Source organism: Anabaena sp. TISTR 8404 (assembly GCF_056847745.1).
In genome coordinates, this window is record NZ_CP180578.1 from 4,771,854 (window position 1) to 4,796,374 (window position 24,521).

9 protein-coding genes are annotated in these 24,521 nt (G+C 42.1%); 4 read left to right on the forward strand and 5 right to left on the reverse strand.

Features of this window, described 5'->3' with window-relative positions; translation table 11 throughout:
- Window position 1 precedes the first annotated feature (1 nt).
- The 3 genes from ACMX3D_RS20655 (at window position 2) to ACMX3D_RS20665 (ending at window position 15,903) form a co-directional block, all read left to right on the forward strand.
- Window positions 2–12,487 (forward strand): amino acid adenylation domain-containing protein, encoded by a 12,486-nt coding sequence (locus ACMX3D_RS20655; RefSeq protein WP_482747708.1) that lies wholly within the window; start codon window positions 2–4, stop codon window positions 12,485–12,487.
- A 124-nt stretch (window positions 12,488–12,611) separates the two neighbouring features.
- Entirely contained in the window at window positions 12,612–14,636 is a 2,025-nt protein-coding gene (locus ACMX3D_RS20660; protein ID WP_482747709.1) for an ABC transporter ATP-binding protein/permease, read from the forward strand.
- Between the two features lie 97 nt (window positions 14,637–14,733).
- Window positions 14,734–15,903: a DUF6014 family protein gene (locus tag ACMX3D_RS20665; protein WP_482747710.1), complete on the forward strand. Its 1,170-nt coding sequence runs from the start codon at window positions 14,734–14,736 to the stop codon at window positions 15,901–15,903.
- Between the two features lie 98 nt (window positions 15,904–16,001).
- Here the strand turns inward: ACMX3D_RS20665 and ACMX3D_RS20670 are convergent, their stop codons facing one another.
- Window positions 16,002–16,361 (reverse strand): 4Fe-4S binding protein, encoded by a 360-nt coding sequence (locus ACMX3D_RS20670; RefSeq protein ID WP_482747711.1) that lies wholly within the window; start codon window positions 16,359–16,361, stop codon window positions 16,002–16,004.
- Window positions 16,362–16,516: 155 nt separating this feature from the next.
- Complete coding sequence (nifB, locus tag ACMX3D_RS20675) at window positions 16,517–17,959, reverse strand: nitrogenase cofactor biosynthesis protein NifB (RefSeq protein ID WP_482747712.1); 1,443 nt, start codon at window positions 17,957–17,959, stop codon at window positions 16,517–16,519.
- A gap of 1,065 nt (window positions 17,960–19,024) precedes the next feature.
- On the opposite strand from nifB, the gene ACMX3D_RS20680 reads away from it, so the two are divergent.
- A complete protein-coding gene (locus tag ACMX3D_RS20680) occupies window positions 19,025–19,969 on the forward strand; it encodes an NAD(P)-dependent alcohol dehydrogenase (RefSeq protein ID WP_482747713.1) in 945 nt (314 codons plus the stop codon).
- A gap of 92 nt (window positions 19,970–20,061) precedes the next feature.
- Here the strand turns inward: ACMX3D_RS20680 and ACMX3D_RS20685 are convergent, their stop codons facing one another.
- The 3 genes from ACMX3D_RS20685 to nifJ all read right to left on the reverse strand — a co-directional run bounded on the left by ACMX3D_RS20685 (window position 20,062) and on the right by nifJ (window position 24,471).
- Window positions 20,062–20,286, reverse strand: coding sequence for a DUF6887 family protein (locus tag ACMX3D_RS20685; protein ID WP_482747714.1), 225 nt, complete (start codon window positions 20,284–20,286; stop codon window positions 20,062–20,064).
- On the reverse strand, window positions 20,286–20,462 hold the full coding sequence (locus ACMX3D_RS20690) for a DUF6888 family protein (RefSeq protein WP_482747715.1): 177 nt from the start codon (window positions 20,460–20,462) through the stop codon (window positions 20,286–20,288). Before ACMX3D_RS20690 ends, ACMX3D_RS20685 begins: the two co-directional genes overlap by 1 nt.
- A 370-nt stretch (window positions 20,463–20,832) precedes the next feature.
- Window positions 20,833–24,471 (reverse strand): pyruvate:ferredoxin (flavodoxin) oxidoreductase, encoded by a 3,639-nt coding sequence (gene nifJ, locus ACMX3D_RS20695; protein ID WP_482747716.1) that lies wholly within the window; start codon window positions 24,469–24,471, stop codon window positions 20,833–20,835.
- Window positions 24,472–24,521: the final 50 nt, after the last annotated feature.

A 24,521-nucleotide genomic window follows, 5' to 3' on the forward strand; every position in this document is an offset into this window, starting at 1 on the left:
AATGGCTATATTTGAATTTTTATCTTTATTAAATACTTTAGATATCAAAATCTGGATTGAAGATGGTCAGTTACGCTATCGCGCTCCTAAAGGAGCAATGACAGCAGAAATAAAACAGGAACTCAAGGAAAGGAAAACAGAAATCCTGGCTTTTCTCCAAGAAGCTCAAACAGCAACACAATTAATTTCTGTTCCCTTAGTTCCAGTTTCTAGAGATAAAGATTTGCCTTTATCTTTTGCCCAGCAGAGGATGTGGTTTCTTGATCAATTGGATAGAAAAAGCTCATTTTACAATGAAAGTTTCCAACTGCGAATTGTTGGTAAGCTCTCTGTCACGGCCTTAGAACAAAGTATCAACGAAATTATTCGCCGTCATGAAGCCTTACGGACTAACTTTCCTACGGTCGATGGTGTTCCTGTTCAGGTAATTAGACCGGGTTTAACTATCACCATACCTGTGGTAAATGTGCAGGACTTCACAGAAGCTTTAGTAAAACAGATAGTCACCCAGGAAGTTAGCCAGCCCTTTGACCTGGAGACAGATCCTTTAGTTCGAGCCACTCTACTGCGACAACAACCAGAATCCCATTTGTTGATATTAACCATGCACCACATCATCATAGATGGTTGGTCAATAGGGATATTCTTCAAAGAATTAGCAGCACTATATCCAGCTTTTACTCAAGGACAAGCGAGTTCCTTACCAGAGTTAACGATACAATACGCTGATTTTGCTGTCTGGCAACGTCAATGGTTAACTCAAGAAGTTCAAGAAAAACAACTCGGCTACTGGAAACAACAGTTAGCAGGCGCACCGCCTTTGTTGGAGTTACCAACAGATTATCCTCATCCTCCAGAACAGACGTTTGCTGGTGCTACTATAGAATTTCAAATTGACGAGCATTTAACCTCTGAACTGGTAGCCCTCAGCCAAAAGTCAGGTGTCACTTTGTTCATGACCCTGCTGACAGCTTTTGCCGTTTTACTGCATCGTTACAGTGGTCAGGATGACCTTTGCATTGGTTCGCCTTTTGCTAACCGCGATCGCCAAGAAACTAATTCACTAATTGGCTTTTTTGTCAATACATTGGTGCTGCGTACCCAGATTGCCGGGAATCCTAGTTTTTCCCAGTTACTCGAAAAAGTCCGTTCTGTTGTCTGGGATGCCTACGCAAATCAAGACATCCCATTTGAGCAAGTGGTAGAAGCACTACAGCCGGAACGTTCTCTTGGCTATAACCCTCTGTTTCAGGTGTTGTTTGTTCTAGAAAATTTCTCCCTCGATACTTTAGAGTTACCTGGTGTTACTCTGACTCCACAGATGGTAGAACGAGGTACGTCTAAATTTGATTTGAGCCTCTCAATGTGGCAGACACAACAGGGATTAATTGGCTCGTGGGAATATAACAGCGATGTGTTTGCGGCAGAGACAATTGCCTGGATGATAAGTCATTTCCAGACTTTGTTAGCAGCAATAGTTACAGACCCTCATCAGAAAGTTGGGGAATTACCTTTATTAACCCCCTCAGAACGGCATCAATTGTTAGTCGAGTGGAATGATACCCAAGCAGACTATCCTTTTGATAAGTGTATCCATCAGTTATTTGAGGAACAGGTTGAGAAAACACCGGATGCAGTAGCAGTGGTGTTTGAGAATCAACAACTCACCTATTATCAATTGAATTGTCACGCTAATCAGTTAGCTCATTACTTGCGCTCATTGGGTGTAAAACCAGATGTGTTGGTGGGTATTTGTGTAGAGCGATCGCTCGACATGATTACCGCTCTACTTGGTATTCTGAAAGCTGGTGGTGCATATCTGCCACTAGACTCAGAGTATCCCCAAGACCGCTTGAGCTTCATGTTAGAAGATTCTCAAGTTTCGATACTGTTAACTCAAGAGCGACTCATTGACAAACTCCCTCAGCATCAAGTAAAGCTTATTTGTTTAGATGAACTCTGGTCACAAATTGCCCAAAACAGTCAAGATAACCCAGCGAGTGGAGTCACAGCTTTTAATTTAGCTAATCTCATTTATACCTCCGGCTCAACAGGTAGACCAAAAGGTGTGATGGTTGAGCATAGGGGACTATGTAACCTAGCTCAAGCTCAGATTCAAACTTTTGGCGTACACTCTGATAGCCGCGTTCTTCAGTTTGCCTCCTTCAGTTTTGATGCCTGCATATCAGAAATTTTGATGGCTTTGGGGTCTGGTGCAACGCTTTACTTGGGAACAAAAGATTCTCTGATGCCAGGGAAGCCATTACTTGAGCAATTCCGCAATCATGGCATTACTCATATCACCCTACCACCATCGGCGTTAGCAGTAATGCCAGTGGAAGAACTGCCTGCACTGCAAACAATCATTGTCGCTGGAGAAGCTTGTCCGGCGGAATTAATCAGGCAATGGTCTGTGGGCAGAAATTTCTTCAATGCTTATGGGCCGACGGAAGCTAGTGTCTGTGCCACAATTTCCAAATACAATGAAGATGAGAAAATAACTATTGGTCGTGCAATCGCTAACGTCCAAGTCTACATTTTAGACGAGTATTTGCAACCCGTACCTGTGGGTGTACCAGGAGAATTACACATTGGTGGTGTTGGGTTAGCCAGAGGCTACCTCAACCGTACCGAATTAACTCAGGAAAGATTCATCACTAATCCCTTTGGTGCGGGTCGTCTCTACAAAACCGGAGACTTGGGAAGCTACTTACCAGATGGTAATATCGAATACTTAGGACGAATTGATAATCAAGTAAAAATCCGGGGCTTCCGCATTGAGTTGGGAGAAATTGAAGCTGCACTGAGCCAACATGAAAGTGTGCAGATATGTTCTGTCATCGCCCGCGAAGATAATCCCGGTGATAAACGCTTAGTTGCTTACGTAGTTGCACATCAAAATTATTCACCTACAATCAGCCAGTTGAGAGCGTTCCTCTCTAGTCAACTGCCACAATACATGATACCTCATGCTTTTGTGATGCTAGAGTCGTTGCCTCTGACTCCCAACGGCAAAGTAAACCGTCGCGCTTTACCAGCACCAGATTCTCGTGAGGGACTGGAAGACAGTTTTGTTGCTCCACGTAACCAAACCGAAGAAATATTAGTGCAGATTTGGGCAGAAGTGCTAAGAGTCAAGCAAGTAGGTATTTACGATAACTTCTTTGAACTCGGTGGAGATTCCATCCTCAGCATCCAAATTCTCGCCAAAGCAAAGCTTGCAGGGCTGCAACTAACTCTTAAACAACTATTTGCACATCAGGCGATCGCACAGTTGGCAGCAGTAGCAGGTACAATTAAGGCGATCGAGGTAAAGCAGGAATTAGCCACAGGCACATTACCTCTAACCCCCGTTCAACATTGGTTCTTTGAGCAAAATCTCTCCCAGCCGCATCACTTTAATCAAGCATTTCTGCTCTCAGTTCCCTCTGACCTCAAGCCGGAGCTATTAAAGCAAGCCTTCCAGCAATTGCTAGTACATCACGATGCTCTGCGTTTACGTTTTACCAAGTCTGACTCTACTTGGCAGCAGATTTACTCTGCTCCGAATGATAGCGTTGCTTTCTCTTACATAGACTTATCGGCAATTCCAGAAAGTGAACAACAAGCTGCCATTGAAGCTCAAGGGAATTTATCACAGGCGAGTTTAAATCTCTTAGAAAATCTAGTGCAAGTCGCCTTTTTCTATCTAGGTATTGACAAAAGAGCGCGATTACTCATCATTATCCACCACTTAGCAGTTGATGGTGTTTCTTGGCGGATTTTATTAGAAGATTTGCAAACAGCATACCAGCAACTTGCTCAAGGTAAAGCCATTACACTTCCAGCTAAAACAACTTCCTTCAAAGATTGGTCTTTTAAATTAACAGAATATGCAAAATCACAAGCCCTCAAATCGGAAGTAGCTTATTGGCTCAATGAATCTCGCGCCGCAGTTCCACCCATCCCAGTTGACTATATAAAAGGAGCAAACACTGTTGCCGCAGCTAACACAGTATTATTTTCTTTAAGTGAGGCGGAAACTCATGCCTTGCTGCACGATGTGCCAAAAGCTTACAACACTCAAATTAACGATGTACTAGTGACTGCCTTAGCGTTGGTTTTGAGCAGATGGACTAACTCTCAGAGTGTGCTGTTTAACTTAGAAGGTCATGGGCGAGAAGATATCGTTGATGGTGTGGATATATCACGTACCATCGGTTGGTTTACAACTATCTTCCCTGTAGTTGTAGAACTCCCAGCCACAGACAATCCAGCAGATACTTTAAAATCTGTCAAAGAACAATTACGGGCTATTCCTAATAAAGGAATTGGCTACGGCTTATTGCGCTATCTGAGTCAAGATACAGAAATTTCTAACCAACTACAGGCACTACCGCAAGCCCAAATCAGTTTTAATTATTTGGGTCAATTCGATCAACTTGTTAATACAACTTCTTGGATGCAGCCAGCTACCGAGTCGGCGGGGAAAATGCACGGTTTACAGAACAACCGCGCTTATCTGCTAGAGATTGACAGTATTATTGCTGGAGAACAATTGCGAATAGAGTGGACTTACAGCACAAATTTCCACCAGCACGCTACAATCGAGAGTCTGGCACAAGAATTTGTCAAGACATTGCAGAGCCTCATTGCTCATTGCTCATCACCGGAGAGTGGAGGTTATACACCTTCAGATTTCCCGTTAGTGAAGCTCAAGCAGCCAGAACTAGACCAAATTTTGACAAGTTTAGGCAAAACTAACTGGAGAAATATTGAAGATATTTACCCACTCTCGCCGATGCAAGAGGGGATGCTGTTTGAGAGTTTGTATGCTCCTGATTCTCAGGCATATTTTGAGCAGTTGATTTATACCTTGAGTGGTGAGTTGAATCTACCAGCTTTTGAGCAAGCTTGGCAGCAAGTCGTAGCAAGACATTCAATTTTGCGGACTGCTTTTATTTGGGAGCAATTAGATCAACCACTGCAAGTAGTGTATCGGCAAGTTGATGTTAAAGTACAAACTTATGATTGGCGATCGCTATCTGCACAAGAACAGCAACAGAAATTAGAATTCTTATTGCAGTCACAGCGACAACAAGGCTTCCAACTTTCGCAAGCACCATTGATGCACCTCAGCCTCATTCAATTAGGTGCAGATAGTTATCAATTCGTTTGGAATTTCCATCACTTATTGCTTGATGGTTGGTCAGGGCCTTTGATTTTCCAAGACTTATTGGATTTTTATCAAGCAATTTCTCAAGGAGAAACTAAGACACTTCAACCAGCTCAAAGCTACCGCAACTATATTGCTTGGCTACAGCAACAAGACCTAGCCCAAGCTAAAGAATTTTGGCGAGAAAAACTCCAAGGTCTTACTGCACCCACTCCTTTAGTAGTTGATAAACCATCATCAAACCGCAAACAGTTAGATTCTAGTTACAGCGAACAAAAAATTCAACTGACACCAGAAGCGACAGCCGCCTTACAGACTTTTGCACGACAGCATCAACTGACGATGAATAATTTAGTGCAAGGAGCTTGGGCATTATTGCTGTCTCGCTACAGTCAAGAAACAGATGTAGTTTTTGGTGCTACTGTGTCCTGCCGTCCGCCATCTTTGATTGGTGTAGAGTCGATGGTAGGACTATTTATTAACACCTTGCCAGTACGAGTTCAGGTTGCTGCTGAGACGGAAGTGTTGACTCTGTTAAAAGATTTGCAGACACAGCAAGTTGAGTCTGAGCAATACTCATACAGTTCTTTGGTAGATATTCAAGGTCTGAGTGATGTCAAGAGAGGAACACCTTTGTTTGAGAGTCTTGTTGTCTTCGATAATTATCCAGTTGATGAGGCAGCACAGAAAAACAATTACGGTTTCTCGATAGACAATCTTCACGCCATTGAACAAACCAATTATCCTCTAACAGTAATGGTGGTTCCTGGTCAGGAATTGCTGGTGAGGATTAGCTATGATACTAGCCGATTTGATGATGGAGCGATCGCTCGTTTGTTAGGACATTTCCAAACATTGCTGACGGGAATTGTTACCAACCCCAAAGAGCGAATTTGGCAATTGCCACTGCTAACAGCAGTTGAGCAACAAAAGTTGTTAATTGACTGGAATGATACTTTTGTAGACTATCCCCAAGATAAGTGTATCCATCAGTTGTTTGAGGAGCAGGTAGAGCGTACACCTAATGCTGTAGCTGTGGTGTTTGGCAACCAACAACTGACTTACCATGAATTAAATTGTCGTGCTAATCAGTTAGCGCACTACCTCAAGTCTTTGGGTGTGAAACCCGATGTGCTGGTGGGTATTTGTGTTGAGCGTTCTTTAGAAATGGTTGTAGGACTGTTAGGTATTCTCAAAGCTGGTGGTGCATACCTGCCACTTGATCCAGAATATCCTACTGAGCGTTTGGCTTTCATGTTAGAAGATGCTCAAGTTTCAGTTTTGCTAACCCAGCAGTCACTCCTGGACAGATTGCCCCAGTGGGAAGAAGCAGGGGGGCAGGGAGCAGGTGAGACCAGCCCCCGTCTTGGCGGTCTCCGTCACGATGGGGGACTGGCGAACCCGAAGGGGAGCAGGGGAGACAAGGCAACACTTATTTGTTTAGATACTGACACTCAAGAGATTTCCCAGTCGAGTCAGGACAATCTTATCTCCGGTGTACAAGCTAATAACTTGGTTTACGTAATTTATACCTCTGGCTCTACAGGTAAGCCCAAAGGAGTGGCAATGACTCAGCTTCCTTTGTGCAACCTGATTCTGTGGCAACTGCAAAATACAAAACATTCTAGTGGTGCAAAAACACTACAATTTGCTCCCATCAGCTTTGATGTCTCCTTCCAAGAAATGTTCTCTACTTGGTTTTCTGGAGGCACATTGCTGTTAATTACAGAGCAATTGCGCCGTGATGCCTTGGCTTTATTAGGATTTCTGCAAGAAAAAGCTGTGGAGAGACTGTTTGTTCCCTTCGTCGCCTTACAGCAACTAGCGGAAGTAGCCGTTGGTAGTGAAAAAGTTGCTAGTCATCTTCGAGAAATCATTACTGCTGGCGAACAGTTGCAGATTACGCCTGCGATTTCTCAATGGTTCAGCAAACTAGGCGATTGTACTCTGCACAATCATTATGGCCCATCTGAAAGTCATGTGGTCGTCACTTTTACCCTGCCTAACTCAGTAGAGACATGGCCGCTACTGCCTCCAATTGGAAAGCCAATTGCCAATACACAGATTCATATTTTAGATAAAAATTTACAGCCTGTCCCCGTCGGTGTGCCTGGAGAGTTGTACATCGGTGGTGTCGCTTTGGCTAGAGGCTACCTCAACCGTCCAGAATTGACACAGGAAAGATTCATCAATAATCCTTTTGGTGCTGGTCGTCTCTACAAAACTGGAGACTTAGCCCGCTATTTACTAGATGGCAATATTGAATACTTGGGACGCATTGACTCACAAGTAAAAATACGCGGTTTTCGTATTGAGTTGGGCGAGGTGGAAGCAGCACTGAGCCAGTTTGAGGATGTGGAGGGCTGTTGTGTCATCGTCCGTGAAGATATCAGGGGTGATAAACGCTTAGTTGCATATGTGGTAGCACATCAGGAGTGTACACCCACAGTTGGCGAACTGCGGCAATTCCTGAAAGCCAAGTTGCCAGAATACATGGTTCCCACGGCTTTTGTGATTATGGAGTCTTTACCACTAACTCCTAGCGGTAAGGTAGACCGCCGTGCTTTACCTGCACCGGATTTACAAAGCACTAACTCAGATACATATGTTGCCCCACGCACCCCAATTGAAGAACTGTTAGCCCAAATTTGGGCGCAAGTGCTGAAAGTAGCGCCAGTGGGTATTCATGATAATTTCTTTGAATTGGGGGGACACTCACTACTAGCAACACAACTGGTTTCACGCATCCGCAACGTTTTTAAAGTAGAAATACCATTGTATGAGTTGTTTACTGCCCCTACAGTTGGCGAATTAGCGCATATAATTGGGCAGTTACAGCAAGAAAGTTTAGAACTCTCTGCACCGCCTATCTTACCAAGAGCAGAGAATTCAGACTTACCAATGTCTTTTGCTCAACAGCGTTTGTGGTTTTTAGACCAATTCGAGCCGAACAGTGTCTTATACAATATACCTACTGCTTTGCGTCTAGTAGGGAAACTCCAGGTTGCAGCGTTAGAGCAAAGCTTACAAGAAATTATTCATCGCCACGAAGCTTTACGTACTAACTTCATCACAGTTGATGGACAAGCAACTCAAGTTATTCAAACACAAACCAATTGGACACTATCAATTGTTGACTGCCAACATCTGCCAACTACTGAACAAGAAATAGCCGTACAACAATTAGCGCAACAACAACTCATTGAACCATTTGACCTGGCAAGACAAGCATTAATTAGAGCGACATTAGTATTACTGAACCAGACAGAACAAGTCTTGTTAGTGTGTATGCACCACATTGTCTCTGATGGTTGGTCAATTGGTGTTTTTGTCTCTGAACTAACGCAACTCTATAATGCTTATTCTCAAGGTCAACCATCACCTTTAGCACCACTGCCAATTCAGTACGCAGATTTTGCGATTTGGCAGAGAGGCTGGTTGCAAGGAGATATTCTGCAAAACCAACTGAGTTATTGGCAACAGCAACTCAAGGATGCACCATCTGTATTGTCATTACCAACTGACCGCCCAAGACCGGCTGTACAGACTGTCGCAGGCGCACATCAAGAGTTTGCCCTCTCAGTTGAATTAACTAATAAATTGGTTAAACTCAGCCAGGAGCAAGGTGTCACCTTATTTATGACCTTGTTGGCAGCTTATGACACTCTGCTTTACCGCTACACCGGACAATCAGATATTTTGGTGGGTTCTCCCATTGCTAACCGCGATCGCTCGGAAATAGAAGGGTTAATTGGCGTTTTTGTCAATACCTTAGTGATGCGTACTAACTTAGCAGGTAATCCGCGCTTTAGTGAATTGCTGGGTCGTGTGCGAGAAATGGCAATGGGGGCATATACTCATCAGAATTTGCCTTTTGAAATGCTGGTAGAAGCATTGCAACCAGAACGGGATCTAGCCCATACACCACTGTTCCAAGTGATGTTCGTGCTTCAGAATGCGTCTGCGTCTGAGTTGGATTTAAACGGGTTAACCGTGAGTTCAGTGCCACTCAAAGCTGTAACGGCTGCATTTGATTTAACTTTATCAATGCAGAACACTGCTGGTGGACTGGTGGGTGTGTGGGAATACAACACTGATTTGTTTGACCATAGCACCATCGAGCGGATGACTGGTCATTTTGTCACTCTGCTGGAAGCAGTTGTTAGTAATCCCCAAGAGCGCATTGACCAATTGCCTTTGTTGACACAATCTGAGCAACAGCAGATATTAGTTGACTGGAATGATACTCAGGCAGATTATCCTTGGGATAAATGTCTGCATCAATTATTTGAGCAGCAGGCAGAACTGACACCCGATGCTGTAGCAGTGGTTTTTGATAATGAGCAACTGACTTATCAAGAGTTAAATGCCCAAGCGAATCAATTAGCACATTACCTGCAATCTTTGGGTGTGGGGCCAGAGGTTTTGGTAGGGATTTATTTAGAGCGATCGCTATCTATTATTGTGACATTGTTAGCTGTCCTCAAAGCTGGCGGCGGTTATGTTCCCCTCGACCCTGATTATCCCCAGCAACGATTAGCTTACATATCAGAGGACTCACAATTCTCGGTACTGATTACACAGCAGAAATTACTCAACTCCTTGCCAGTCGAAGGGGTGAAAGTCATCGTCTTAGACAGAGAGTTTGAGATGCTCACTTCTCAAAGTCAAGACAATTTGGTGAGTGAGGTAAGACCAGAAAACTTAGCTTGTATATTGTACACTTCTGGTTCTACTGGCAAACCTAAAGGGGTGATGCTGACTCATGCTGCATTGGTGAATCATAGTAGTGCTATTAGTGAAGTATTTGGACTGAATAACAGCGATCGCGTTTTGCAATTTGCTTCCTTTTGCTTTGATGTCGCAGCCGAAGAAATCTTCCCCACTTGGTATACAGGCGGAACTGTGGTCGTCAGACCTGTACAAATGTTTTCTTCCTTTGCCAGTTTTGCCGAATTTATCGAGCAACAAAAACTGACTGTCTTAAATATCACCCCAGCCTATTGGCATGAATGGGTAGTGGCAGTCTCGCAATTCTATGCAACTGTGCCGCAATGTTTACGCTTAGTAGCTGTGGGTGGGGATACAGTGCTACCAGAAACAGTTACTATGTGGCGGGAGTTGGTAAGCGATGGCGTTCCGCCCACCGGAGGTGAACGCATTACCTGCCTCAACGTTTACGGCCCCACCGAAGCATCGGTAACAGCCGTAGTCCACGATTTGCTACATCCCAAATCATCAAAAACTAATAAAGTCCTGATTGGTCGTCCCATTGCGAATACACAAATATTCATCCTCGACCGTAACCTCCAGCCAGTACCCGTTGGCATCAGAGGGGAAATCCACATTGGCGGCGTGCGTTTAGCCAGAGGATATCTCAACCGCCCAGAATTAACCCAGGAAAAATTTATTCCTAACCCGTTTAAGGATGCCAAATCGCCACGCTTGTACAAAACAGGTGATGTAGGACGTTATCTGCCTGATGGTAACATTGAATGCTTTGGACGGATTGATGATGTAGTAAAAATACGAGGTTTTCGGATTGCACTTGGAGAAATTGAGAGTCTCTTACTTCAACATCCTGATGTCATTGCACAGGCTGTAATACTAAGAGAAGATAAAGGGCAGAAGCAGTTAGTTGGTTATGTTGTCTCTAGTAACCCATCCTTAAACCAAAATCAATTACAAAGCTTTTTAAAACAAAAGCTGCCAAACTACATGATCCCCACAGCGTTTGTGATGCTAGAGTCATTGCCACTTAATGCTAATGGAAAAATTGACCGTCGCGCACTACCAGCTCCACAGCAAGACATTAACTTAACCGACCTTGTTTTACCTAATACTCCAACACAAAAGCTGATAGCAGATATCTGGAGTAGTGTTTTAGGAATTACACAGCTAGGCATTCACAACAACTTTTTTGAAATGGGTGGAAATTCCTTACGTGCTATCCATGTAATGTCACTGTTGAGAGAGGCTTTGCAACTAGAGTTACCCCTACGTTACCTGTTTGAGAACCCTACAGTTGCAGAACTCGCCCAAGGAGTCGATAGCTTACAAACAACCCAGACAGACACAATTACTACTGCAAGTATCATCAATTTAAAGGCAGAAGCTGTCCTAGATTCAAACATCGACATTTCCAGCACGCCTTTTGAGTTCATCAACCAGCCCAAACGAATCTTTTTAACGGGAGTAACAGGTTTTCTAGGGATTCATTTACTGCATGAACTCCTACAACAAACTCAAGCTGATATTTATTGCTTAATTCGCGCTACCAATGTAGAACAGGCAAAACAGAAACTGGAAAGTCAGCTTAAATTCTATCAACTCTGGGAAGGAGTGAATAGCGATCGCAGCCAGCCAAGCATAGCCCATCGCATCATTCCTGTGGTTGGAGATTTAACGAAAAACCATCTAGGTCTTTCCACATCACAATTTCAACAGTTAGCTAGTCAGATAGATGTCATCTATCACTGTGGTGCTTTGGTCAATCTCATCTATCCTTACTCTGTTTTAAAAGCCGCCAATGTACTTGGAACTCAAGAAATTATCCGATTAGCCAGCGAAATTAAAATCAAACCTTTGCATTTTGTCTCAACGACATCTGTATTATCAGCATCTACTCAAAATGAAGATGGATTAATTCTAGAATCAGATCCGCTTGAACAATATGAAGCCCTAGAAAATGGCTATATCCAAAGCAAATGGGTAGCAGAGAAACTACTAATGCAAGCCCGTGACTTAGGACTTCCTGTTTCTATTTACAGAGCATCAAGGATAACAGGACACAGCCAAACTGGGATTAGTAACACAGAGGATTTATTTTGTAGGCTAGTCAAAGGTTGTTTACAAATGAAAATGGCTCCAGATATTGATATAGAAGATAACTTGACTCCTGTGGACTATGTGAGCAAAACTATTGTTTATCTTTCACGTCAAAAAGAATCATTAGGAAAAGCATTTCATCTGGTCAATCCTAACTCCACTCCACTCAATCATTTGTTTAAATTAATTCGCTCTTTAGGTTATTCTTTGCAACTAATTCCTTTAGAGCAATGGCATTCAGAAATTTCACACCATAGTAAAATGTCTGACACAGACAACTTAAAATTCTTATCAGATATTGTACCCAAAACTACAATAGAAAACTCTGAAGAACCAAAAATCGATTATCAAAACACTATGAAGGGGCTAGTAAATACTGAAATTGTTTGTCCTATGTTAGACAAAAACTTACTAAAAACTTACTTTCACTACTTCATAAGTAGCGGGTTGATAGATAACCATTTATTAACTGAAAAAATGGCGATCACTAATAAGATTAATTAAGCAGAGTAGTCTGCTAACTTAAAATTAGCAGATAAAATCAAACTATAAAGCAGAGGAAAAATTTGTGTAAATTTGTTTTCTCTGCCACTCTGATAATCGCTAAGAACCACTATATTTTTAGACCATGCCATCTCAAGTTCTGCACGCTAACCCCCTAATCAATATTTATTCAGCTTTTATTCAATTTTGGGAAAATATTAAAGCGATTACAGGCCCTTACTGGTATCCGACAAAGCCAGGGGAAAGAGCATTTTCAGAAGTAATTCGTGCTTGGGGAATGCTCATTCTCTTAATTTTATTAATAATCGCGCTTGTAGGCGTAAATGTTTTTACTAACTTCATTAACCGCTATTTAGTCGATATCATCATTACAGAAAAGAATGTAGCTAAGTTTTTTGATGCTATCTGGCTTTATAGCATAGCCCTAGTATTGGTAACATTCTTGGTAGGGTTTTCTAAATTTGTGAGAAAACAAATCGCACTTGATTGGTATCAATGGCTCAATAACCACACTTTATCGAAATATTTAAGTAACCAAGCTTATTATAAAATCAATTTTAAATCTGATATTGATAATCCCGATCAACGTCTATCTCAAGAGATTGAACCTATTGCCAGTAATGCTCTCAGTTTTTCAGCTACTTTCCTCGAAAAGATACTGGAAATGGTAGCTTTTATATTAATTATTTGGTCAATTTCTCAAGAAGTTGCAATTATCTTACTTATTTATACAATTATAGGTAATTTGATTGCCATTTTCTTGACTCAAGCATTAAATAAGATTAATCAAGAAGAACTCGAATCGAAAGCTAACTATAACTATTGTCTGACTCATGTTCGTAATCATGCAGAATCTATAGCTTTTTTCCGGGGAGAAAATCAAGAATTAAATATTATTGGACGACGATTTATCAATGTGATAAAAGATGCTAAACGCAAGATTAGTTGGGAAAGAAACCAAGATATTTATAATAGAGGATATCAGGCTGTAATTGAAATATTTCCATTTCTCATACTTGGCCCTTTATATATTACAAATCAACTAGGATTTGGAGAAATTAGCCAAGCGTCTTTAGCCGCCTATCTTTTTTCTAATTCTGTAGCAGAATTAATCAATGAATTTGGAACTTCTGGAAGGTTTTATAGTTATGTTGAGCGTTTAACTGAGTTTTCAACAGCTTTAGAAGAAGTAACTAAACAACCAGAAAACATCAGTACCATCAAAACAATAGAAGATAATCATCTCACGTTTGAGAATGTCACCTTACAAACACCCAACTATGAGCAAGTAATTGTCAAAGACTTGTCCCTGTCTGTTCAGCCAGGAGAAGGCTTATTAATTATAGGGCCAAGTGGTCGAGGAAAAAGCTCTTTACTGAGAGCGATCGCAGGTTTATGGAATGCGGGAACTGGTCGTTTAGTCCGACCTCCTCTGGAAGAAGCTTTATTCTTACCTCAACGTCCTTACATAATTTTGGGAACTTTGCGCGAACAATTACTTTATCCTCATACCAATTGTCAAATGACCGATGCACAACTGGGAGAAGTTTTGCAACAAGTTAACCTACAAAATGTACTAAACCGAGTCAAAGGCTTTGATACAGAAGTTCCTTGGGAAAATATATTATCGCTAGGAGAACAACAGCGCCTAGCATTTGCACGACTATTAATTACTCATCCTAGCTTCACTATATTAGACGAAGCAACAAGTGCCTTAGATTTAACTAATGAAGGGATTTTATATCAACAATTACAAGAAACCAAAACAACTTTTATCAGTGTTGGACATCGAGAAAGTCTATTTCAATATCATCAATGGGTTCTAGAACTATCGGAAAATTCCACTTGGCAACTTGTAACTGTGGAAGATTATCAACGACAAAAAACAATAGTCACTAATCCTCCTGAAGAAAATGTTCAAAGCACTATAGATGAATTTCCTAACAATCAACTACAAATTCAATCAAAAACCAGTGTAGTAACAAACACAATTGCAGGGTTTTCTCACAAAGAAATGCAGACATTAACAGACTATTCACTTGGCACCATCAGAAGCAGAGCAAGCCAAGGAAAGTCCATTACTGCTAAAGATGGCTTTACCTACCGCTACAACAAAGACCCCAAAGTATTGAAATGGGTCAGAGTTTAGCGAACACTCATACTTTTGAGGATATAGGAGATAAACACCAATGACTAATAACTAATAACTAATAAATAACAACTAAAATTAATAACAACATCGAACAATGAAAACAATCTGTATAGACGAACAAGAACTAACTAAACAAATAGTCCAAGATATCGAGAAAGATGAAGTTGCTCAAGCTGTCAAAAAACTACGTCAACAGGCAGAAAACTCTAGTGAACTTCCTTCTTCTTGGCTATTAAAAACAGCAGATGCTTTAGAAAATAATGACTGGAGTCTCTTGTCTCAAGACTTTATCAATAGGAATTTTATTGGTAAAAACGGCCATTTCCTAATAATTGCACCATACCGAATTAGTCGCCAATGCCAAGGTCAAGTAACTTTAAGTGCAATTTATGGAAAAATGCACGATAACCAAGAGCCTTCTATAGAAAAATTAGAACATTTGATTCGAGAAAAATTTGGCAAACTGAATCAACCAATTCCCATAAACCTTTCTTTCACTGAGATTGCTAGTTGCGGTCATGTTAGTGGTGAAAGTGGTGAAGCCTTTATAGTCCCGAATGGATGGCCTTTTCCTAACAGTGTTTGTGGCCCAGCATTAAACAATGCAAAAGAGCAGAAACGACGTTTTTTAGGTTCTAGCCGTGAATGTATCCAAAAGATATTTGATTACGACACGGCTAATTTACTATTAGGCCCCTTAGAAGACGAAATCAATGGCGATCGCTATCGTCACGTAGACACTCAAGTTCATGAAGCAGGCCATGCGAGTGGTTTAGGATTTGACTTTAAAGACAAGAATCAACTTTTTCAAAACTATTCCTATGGTGGTGTAGAAGAATGGCGGGCTGATAGCTTAGGGTTTGAGTTTGCTGCTTGCACTTTACCTGCTGAAGAAGCTGGTAAATTAGTGGCTGTCAATTTCTGTATTCGCTTTGGTTTAGATGCTCACCGTTTAGGAGGTATAGAAAAAGATACGGATGTATATGCTAGTTTACTCAGCTTAGAACATCTTTTTCAGAATGATGCTATCTATGTCACTAAAAAGGGTCAATTAGCTTTACGTAATTTGAGTTATCCTGGTTTACTTCAAGCGGTAGAACTCCATAGAGCGCAAGCATTATCTCTGACTCGCAGAGAGTTAAACTTGAAAAGTCCTACAGGTATTTTCTATCTATATAAAATAGACATTCATCCATCAACTCAATCAATTTTTCAGGCGTTAGTGATGGAACGCTGTCAAGGAATTTGGTCAAAGTTGCAATAATGACTGAGAAAAGGCAAAAGGTTTTAAAAAAGAAACATGACTTAATAATCTTTTTGTTACCCTAATTCTTCTTCTCAAGCAAGTTCTGGACATCTGCTTTAATGCAGATAGTGTTTAACCCTTGCAGAATCAGCATTTTTGTTATTTGATAGAATGAACTTCTGAGAATAACAGTCAAACCAACGTTCCCAATAATCTTGTTTTTTTGTTAATTTCCCTATAACGCGATTATATTTAGCAAACCAGCTTTCCCAATAATCGTTTGTCTCTTTAACGCAACCATCACAGGTTGGGCAACCAGCTTCGCATTGAGGCACGGAGTAAATAGTACCAACACAGTTTGTGCAAAGTTCGGGGTCAATCCAGTGGCGCGTGCCTTCTACTTTAATTGCTCCGGTGGGACATACAGACTCACAGAGATTGCAAGAAATACATTGGCTGGTAATCTTATAAGCCATGATTATTCTCCTTGCGAATGAGAGAAGTGTGAAGTGTGAAGTTTGAAGTATGAAGTGTCAAGTATGAAGTGTGAAATTTTTTAGTCTTTAATTCATTAACTCTATTCTGCGGAGCAGTAGAATTTTCATACTTCAGCCTTCATACTTCATACTTCCTATTGTTTTTTGACGTACTGTTCGTAAAATTCTAAAGCAACTTTCTCGATTACGTCGTAAGCTTCAACGGTCTGTATGCCAGCTTCGTGCAATTTTTCTTTGGGACAGTTGCCAATCTTAGAAACCAATACTGCTTTACAATCTGCAATTGTCTTCATGATATTCTCTGCGGTGGCGGCTTCACCGTATCCACCTTGACAATATTGATCAATTTTGCGGTGACTGATAAAGCGAACTTCGTTGCCATCAACTTCGTAAACTTGGAATTCTTTGGCATGACCGAAGTGTTGGTTAACTAATCCGCCACCTTTGGTTGCAACTGCAACTAAGATCTTAGGATTGTTGACTGCTTGCTGCTTGCCTACTTTTGCCTTTTCTTTGGCTGCTTTAATTTCTTCTCTAAATTTCTCAATACCTTCGTGAACTTCTTGGCGCTTGGTGAGGTCGTATTCTGGAGACATTTCCAAGAAATTCTCTTTGGTGAATTCTTGGCTGCGGTCTTCACCCAACAAACCAATAGCATCTGCACGGCATTGACGGCAGTGGCGCATCATTTTCATGTTGCCAGCGCATTGGTCTTGAACTGCTTTCAGTTCTTTTTGTGTGGGGCCGCGTTGACCTACTAAGCCGAAGTGTGTACCGTGTTCTGGTGCAGAAATCAAAGGCATGATGTTGTGCAAGAATGCACCACGCTCACGAATTGCCTTGTTGACTTCAACTAAGTGTTGGTCGTTGATTCCGGGAATCATCACGGAGTTGACCTTGCACAGAATATCGGCTTCTTTCAAAGCTTGTAAACCTTCTAACTGCTTTTCGAGCAGAATTCTGGCTCCTTCCACGCCTCTGTAACGCTTGCGCTTATGGTGAACCCAAGAGTAAATCTGCGCACCGATTTCTGGGTCGATGGTATTTAGGGTAATAGTAACGTGATCTATATTTAATTGTTTAATGCGATCGATGTATTCAGTTAACATCAAACCGTTGGTTGATAAGCAAAGCTTGATATCTGGTGCTTTGTCTGCAATCAACTCAAAGGTGCGGAAAGTTTTTTCGGGGTTGGCTAAGGGGTCGCCAGGGCCAGCAATTCCCAAAACTGTCATTTGGGGAATCTTGCCAGCGATGACTAAAGCTTTGTGTGCTGCTTCTTCGGGTGTGAGTAACTCGCTAACTACACCAGGACGGCTTTCGTTGGCGCAATCATATTTGCGGTTGCAATAGTTGCATTGAATGTTGCAAGCGGGTGCAACTGCAACGTGCATTCTCGCGTAATGGTGGTGAGCTTCTTCGCTGTAGCAGGGATGTTTAGCAATACGTTCTTGGAGCTTTTCGTCCATTTCCACGGTGGCGCTGCTTTTGCTGTCGCATCCGCAACCACCTGATTTTGCTTGGGTTGTCGCTTCAGTAACGGAGTTGTTGGTGAGTCCTGTAACCGGTAGTGTCATTGAATTTCGCAAAGGTCGGTGGACTAAGCTGCCACTGTGGGAGATGCCGTTGCTATTTGGTCTGCCCTAGAATGGAAGTCACGGCCATAACACTGCCCGTAGGAGTGCATCCTTTGGTTGTAGCAAAGCCACTTGGTGGGTAACTTCGCTGATGATGACAGGCTATGAATCCTTGTGTTTCGGCTGGTGTGTGTCAACTTTTAGGTTCTGGGTAGAGTTGTGTGTACAGCCGCGACTTCGATTCACCGAGGCATGGTGCTATCTCATCCCTCCACTCACTTTTGGCTCTGTGTTTTGAGCCATTGGTGATTGGCGATATATGATTTATAGCAGCCGTTGTTTCCCCCGACTGGTTGTTATTTTTGGATAGAATTTATTGGATTTATTACATTTGTACTCAAATCTGGAAACCTTGAGATTGAGCTATAAAAAAGTTTATAAAATTTTTTTTCGGGTAGGGGTTCTAGTATTTTTAGGTCAGGGTTCTTGTATTTTTAGAGTGGGGTTTAGGATTTCTTTGTACTCAGCTAAAACACAACATCAGCAAAGCTTTCCGGCTATTTGCTGCTGATTTCGGGATACAAAACGTTGTACTCAACCATCCCTTAAATCCTGCCAAAAACCTTGACAGCTAAAGGATTTAGGGGGAAAAACTGGAGCAGATTTGTTGGTACTACTCCAGATACGTGCGAAATTCAATTCTGTATACAACATATCATTTTTTTTTAGAGAAAAATGTAATTCACATTTTCTTAAGTTTTCTAAGTTTAATGAAATTAAATCGCACTGGAGAGTATGATATTGTTAGGTTTCGCGGTTTTAGAAACGGGCAAAATTAATGAATATAATTTGCAAAAATTAATTTTTTTATATAAAAAGTAAAATATTTTGATATTCAAATTGCAGCATATCTAACAGATAGCATAAAAAGTTAAGTACGTCACAAAGCGGGGGCGATCGCTACACTGGAATTAGTGCCAAGCATGAAAGAGAAGCTAGTATTATTACTCAGCAATCAGCACTTACAACTCAGCACTTTCAAAACAGGGTGACAGGAGGAATGCTATGAAAGCAGTCATTATCCGAGGCTACGGAACCACTGATGTTTTGCAGTATGAAGATTGGATGCAGCCGCAAATCAAGCCTGACCAATTACTTGTGAAAGTCCACGCCAGCAGCGTTAACCCCATCGACTGGAAGATTCGCAAGGGACTGTTGAGCTTGCTGGTAGGAAACAAATTTCCGTTGATTTTGGGGTTTGATGTGGCGGGGGAAGTCGTAAGCGTGGGTTCGCAAGTCACCCGCTTTAAACCGGGAGATGCAATTTATGGCAGCACTAGCTTTCCTGGGGGTGCATACGCCGAATTTGCTGCCATTCCAGAGAATTTAGCAGCACCCAAACCAGGAAATTTAAGCTATGAAGAAGCAGCCACCGTACCTTTAGCCGCACTAACAGCATTGCAAGCTTTACGTGACTTGGGAAATATTCAAGCTGGACAGAAAGTTTTGATTAATGGCGCTGCGGGTGGCGTGGGTATATTTGCAGTGCAAATTGCTAAAGCTTTGGGAACAGAGGTAATAGGAGTTTGCAGTACAAAAAATTTAGATTTTGTCAAATCTCTAGGAGCAGACCGCGTTATTGATTATACGCAACAAGACTTTACCACAGAGGCAATAAAGTGTGACATTATTTTTGATACAGTTGCCAAACGAGCATTTTCTACCTGTAGAGAAGTGCTGACACCAAACGGAGTTTATGTTACAACTTTGCCTAGCCCAGAAGTTTTGATACAAGGTTTTTTAACAACGTTTTTACCTGGTCAAAAAGCAAAATTAGTAATTGAAAGACCAAATAGCCAAGACTTGATTTATTTAAAAGACTTGATTGAGGCTGGTAAAATTCGTGCTGTAATTGACCGGACTTTTCCCCTGCAAGAATTAGCTGCGGCTCATGCTTATAGTGAAAGTGAGCGGGCAGTTGGTAAAATTGCGATCGCTGTCAACAACTAATATTTCACGCAGAGATACATTTTTAAACTCCTTGTTTCTGCATCTCTGCGTGAGGTTTTCGGTAAGCGCTGAGTTAATTTTATTCACTGTGATTAAGCTTTAGCTTCACCGTTATTATTTGCTGCTTGCATTTTCCGTAGAATTGCTGCTTGAATCTTGGCATCAAAATCAGGATCGTCTACAGTTGTAATTATCTCGCGTGGATGCTGATTTAATCTATCCAAATACGCCCTAAGAGCCAGCTTGTCATCACGATGTTGCAAAAAATATCGTCTCAATTCTTCATCAGACATAGCAGCATAGTTAACCTGACTCATCAAAACACCTCTCCGTTTGGGGTAATCTGGAACTCTAGATTTTCAGCGTTTCCAGCCAAGATATACAGATTACTTGTGCGCTCATCAATGCAAACAAGATGTATAGGCTGAAGCACAATATAAGTTAGCCAATAGCTAAGACGATATAAACCTCTCAATTGGGCATCTGTTGGCATTCAAGGCACTCACTCCATACACCGCTTATTCTAAACTCACACAGCCTTACTTGACTGGCTCAAACGTGAATTGAAATGAGTATTTCTTCAATTCAAGTGATGGAACTGCTTTAGCCGCAAGGATGACTTTCTTGTGAAAATCACCTGCTACAAGTAAACCACGAACTGGCTTATTTTCAGCTTCTTCTATCGCCCCCATATAAGCAACAATTTGTCTTACCGATTATCTAGACATTTTCTGCATAAATACCCAATTTAGAGCGATATCCAGAACTATTCTGGATATCGCTCTAAAAAAATTGTATTATTTTCGCAGGTTTTTAAGCCAATTTCAAAATCTTCTACAATTGTTAGAGTAAAGACAGTGTTTCTAAAGATTCCGTTCAGCTAAATATTGATACATTTGCCAACGGGCATCAACTTCAGCTTGTGCTTGTTCTAACAACAGTTTGGCAATTTCTGGTTTACTCTTAGTGAGCATTTTGAAGCGATTTTCTTGATACATGGATGCTTCTACAGATTGTGTAGGAGGGCGCATATCCAATTGCAAGGGGTTCTTACCTTGTTCTCGTAATTGCGGATTATGGCGATACAACAACCACCGCCCTGATTCTACCAAGGCTTTTTGATGATTCATGCCAGTAGTCATGTTGATGCCGTGGGCGATGCAATGGCTGTAGGCAATAACTAATGATGGCCCGTCGTAAGCTTCGGCTTCTAAAAAGGCTTTGAGGGTGTGGTCATCTTTTGCGCCTAAAGCTACACTCGCTACGTAGACATTACCGTAGTTCATCGCCATTAAGCCCAAGTCTTTCTTGGGTGCAGGCTTACCACTGGCGGCAAATTTCGCTACGGCTGCTTTTGGAGTGGCTTTGGAAGATTGACCACCGGTATTAGAATATACTTCTGTATCCATTACTAAAATATTGACGTTGCGACCACTGGCTAACACATGATCAATACCGCCAAAGTCAATATCATACGCCCAACCATCGCCACCGATAATCCAGACGCTTTTTTTGACTAAGTAATCTGCAATTGATTTGAGATTTTGGATTTTTGATTTTAAATTAGAATCGATTTCAAAAGTTAAGAGGTTATCTAATTTCTCTTTTAATAATGCGACTCGTTCCCGTTGTTCCCAAATATCGGCTTCGGTTTTTTGTTCAGTATTGAGGATGGACTGAACGAGATTATCATCTAATTTACTTCCTAAATGTTGTAATAATTCTGCGGCAAATTCGGCTTGTTTATCTATGGATAGACGATAACCAAAACCAAATTCGGCGTTATCTTCAAATAAACTATTTGACCAAGCAGGGCCGCGTCCTTGGGTATTGGTTGTCCAAGGTGTGGTGGGCAAGTTGCCGCCGTAGATGGAGGAACAGCCTGTGGCGTTGGCAATGACGGAGCGATCGCCAAACAATTGCGTTAATAATTTTAAATAAGGTGTCTCACCACAACCAGCACAAGCACCGGAAAATTCAAATAAAGGTTCTTGTAATTGTTGTTGTCTAATTTGGTTTAATTTTAAATTTCTGCGGTCAGGATTTGGCAAACTTAAAAAGAAATCCCAATTTTTCCTTTCTTGTTCTCTTAAAGGTAGTTGCTGCGCCATATTAATGGCTTTTTTTCCCGGTTCAGATTTATTTTTAGCAGGACAAACATCTACACAAATAGCGCAACCTGTACAATCTTCTGGAGCAACTTGAATAGTAAATTTTTGATGATTAAAATCTTTATCTTTAGCATTCACCGACTTGAAAGCAGACGGTGCATTAGCTAACTCAGTTTCTTGATAAGCCTTAGCACGGATGGCGCTGTGGGGACAAACCATTACACACTTACTGCACTGTACGCAGACATCCGGTTCCCAAACGGGGATTTCTTGGGCGACGTTGCGTTTTTCCCATTTGGCTGTACCTGTGGGGAAGGTTCCATCTGCGGGTAATGCGCTTACTGGTAAATCATCGCCTTGCCAAACCATGATTTTACCGAGAACTTCTTGGATAAATTCAGGTGCAGTTACAGGTAGGGAATTTGTGGAGAATAATTCTTTATCTATCCATTTACCTTGTTCTGCGGTGGGGACTTGTACCTGATACAAGTTATCTAAAGTCATGTCCACTGCTTGCAAGTTCATGCGGACAATATCTGCGCCTTTTTTACCATAAGTCTTTTCGATCGCCTTTTTAATTTTGGCGATCGCTTCATCCTGTGCTAATACACCTGCTAAGGCAAAGAAGCACACCTGCATAATTGTATTGATGCGCCCCCCCATCCCACTTTCACGGGCGACTTGGTTGGCATCAATGACGTACAATTTCAGCTGCTTATCTAAAATTTGCTGTCGCACTTTCAGGGGGAGATTTTGCCAAACCGTCTCTTTATCAAAAGGACTGTTCAACAAAAGCGTCGCCCCAGTTGCAGCCGCTTGCAGTACGTCTATCTTTTCCAGAAATACCCAGTGGTGACAACCAATAAAGTTGGCTTTGTCTATCAGGTAAGTAGAACGAATCGGTTCCGGCCCGAACCGCAGGTGAGAAACGGTAATCGAGCCGGATTTTTTCGAGTCGTAAACAAAGTAACCTTGGGCGTAGTTGTCGGTTCCCTCACCGATAATTTTGATGGAGTTTTTATTCGCCCCTACCGTACCATCGGAACCCAAGCCGTAGAACATCGCCCGGACGACGCTATCGGGTTCGATGGAAAAGTTGGGGTCGAAGGAAAGGGAAGTGTGGGTAACATCGTCATGAATACCCACAGTGAAATGATTTTTTGGTCTTGGTTGAGACAAGTTATCGAAGACGGCCTTCACCATCGCCGGAGTGAACTCCTTGGAGGAAAGGCCGTAACGACCACCGACAATGACAGAGGGAACCTTATCTCTACCACTACCACGCGCATCAGCGATGATAGAGGGAACCTTGTCTCTACCACTACCGCGTTCAGCCCGGATTTCGTTGATAGCAGCGACCACATCGAGATATAGTGGTTCGCCAGCGCTACCTGCTTCTTTGGTGCGGTCTAAAACCGCGATCGCTTGTACAGTTTCTGGTAACATTTCCACAAACCTTTGGATATCAAAGGGACGGTAGAGGCGTACTTTCACCACGCCCACTTTTTCCCCACACGCATTGAGATAATCAACGGTTTCATGGACGGTTTCACAACCAGAACCCATGATGACAATTACCCGTTCCGCATCCGGCGCACCGTGATATTCAAAAATGCGGTAGTATCTACCTGTGCGATCGCCAAATTGATCCATGATATTCTGGACAATCTCTGGACAGGCGTTGTAGTAGGGGTTTGCGCCTTCCCGCGATTGGAAGTAAACATCAGGGTTTTGGGCAGTACCCCGCAACACAGGGCGGTCTGGGGTTAAAGCACGGGCGCGGTGTTCTAAAATCAATTCGTCAGGAATCAACGATTTGATATCGTCATCCGAGAGTAACTTTACCTTCTGCACTTCATGAGAGGTGCGGAACCCGTCAAAAAAGTGCATAAACGAAACTCTTGATTTGAGAGTCGCTGCGTGGGCGATGAGGGCTAAGTCGTGACTTTCTTGCACTGAAGCGGAACACAACAAGGCAAAGCCAGTCGCCCGCGCCGCCATCACATCACTATGATCGCCGAAAATGGATAAAGCGTGAGTAGCCAAAGATCGTGCAGCCACATGAACAACTGTGCTAGTCAGTTCCCCTGCAATTTTGTAGAGGTTGGGAATCATTAACAAAAGCCCCTGAGAAGCGGTGAAGGTAGTACTCAGAGAACCTGTTTGTAATGCCCCATGCACTGCACCAGCCGCACCGCCTTCACTTTGCATTTGCACAACGCTGGGAACCGTACCCCAAAGATTAGGGCGGCCTTCTGCTGACCAAGCATCTGCCCACTCGCCCATTGCTGAAGAGGGGGTGATAGGGTAGATAGCAATTACTTCATTTAATTTGTAAGCAACACGGGCAACAGCTTCATTCCCGTCGATGGTTGCAAAGGTTTGACTCATAATTGTAGTCCTAGCCTTTAAACGGCACTATCAGACAGCGTTGTGGTACT

Excerpts from the sequence above, each read along its gene's own strand:
- ACMX3D_RS20655 (WP_482747708.1), top strand. The coding sequence starts at position 2 with ATGGCTATATTTGAATTTTTATCTTTATTAAATACTTTAGATATCAAA.
- nifJ (WP_482747716.1), bottom strand. The coding sequence starts at position 24,471 with ATGAGTCAAACCTTTGCAACCATCGACGGGAATGAAGCTGTTGCCCGT.
- nifB (WP_482747712.1), bottom strand. The coding sequence starts at position 17,959 with ATGACACTACCGGTTACAGGACTCACCAACAACTCCGTTACTGAAGCG.
- ACMX3D_RS20680 (WP_482747713.1), top strand. The coding sequence starts at position 19,025 with ATGAAAGCAGTCATTATCCGAGGCTACGGAACCACTGATGTTTTGCAG.
- ACMX3D_RS20665 (WP_482747710.1), top strand. The coding sequence starts at position 14,734 with ATGAAAACAATCTGTATAGACGAACAAGAACTAACTAAACAAATAGTC.
- ACMX3D_RS20660 (WP_482747709.1), top strand. The coding sequence starts at position 12,612 with ATGCCATCTCAAGTTCTGCACGCTAACCCCCTAATCAATATTTATTCA.
- ACMX3D_RS20685 (WP_482747714.1), bottom strand. The coding sequence starts at position 20,286 with ATGAGTCAGGTTAACTATGCTGCTATGTCTGATGAAGAATTGAGACGA.
- ACMX3D_RS20690 (WP_482747715.1), bottom strand. The coding sequence starts at position 20,462 with ATGCCAACAGATGCCCAATTGAGAGGTTTATATCGTCTTAGCTATTGG.
- ACMX3D_RS20670 (WP_482747711.1), bottom strand. The coding sequence starts at position 16,361 with ATGGCTTATAAGATTACCAGCCAATGTATTTCTTGCAATCTCTGTGAG.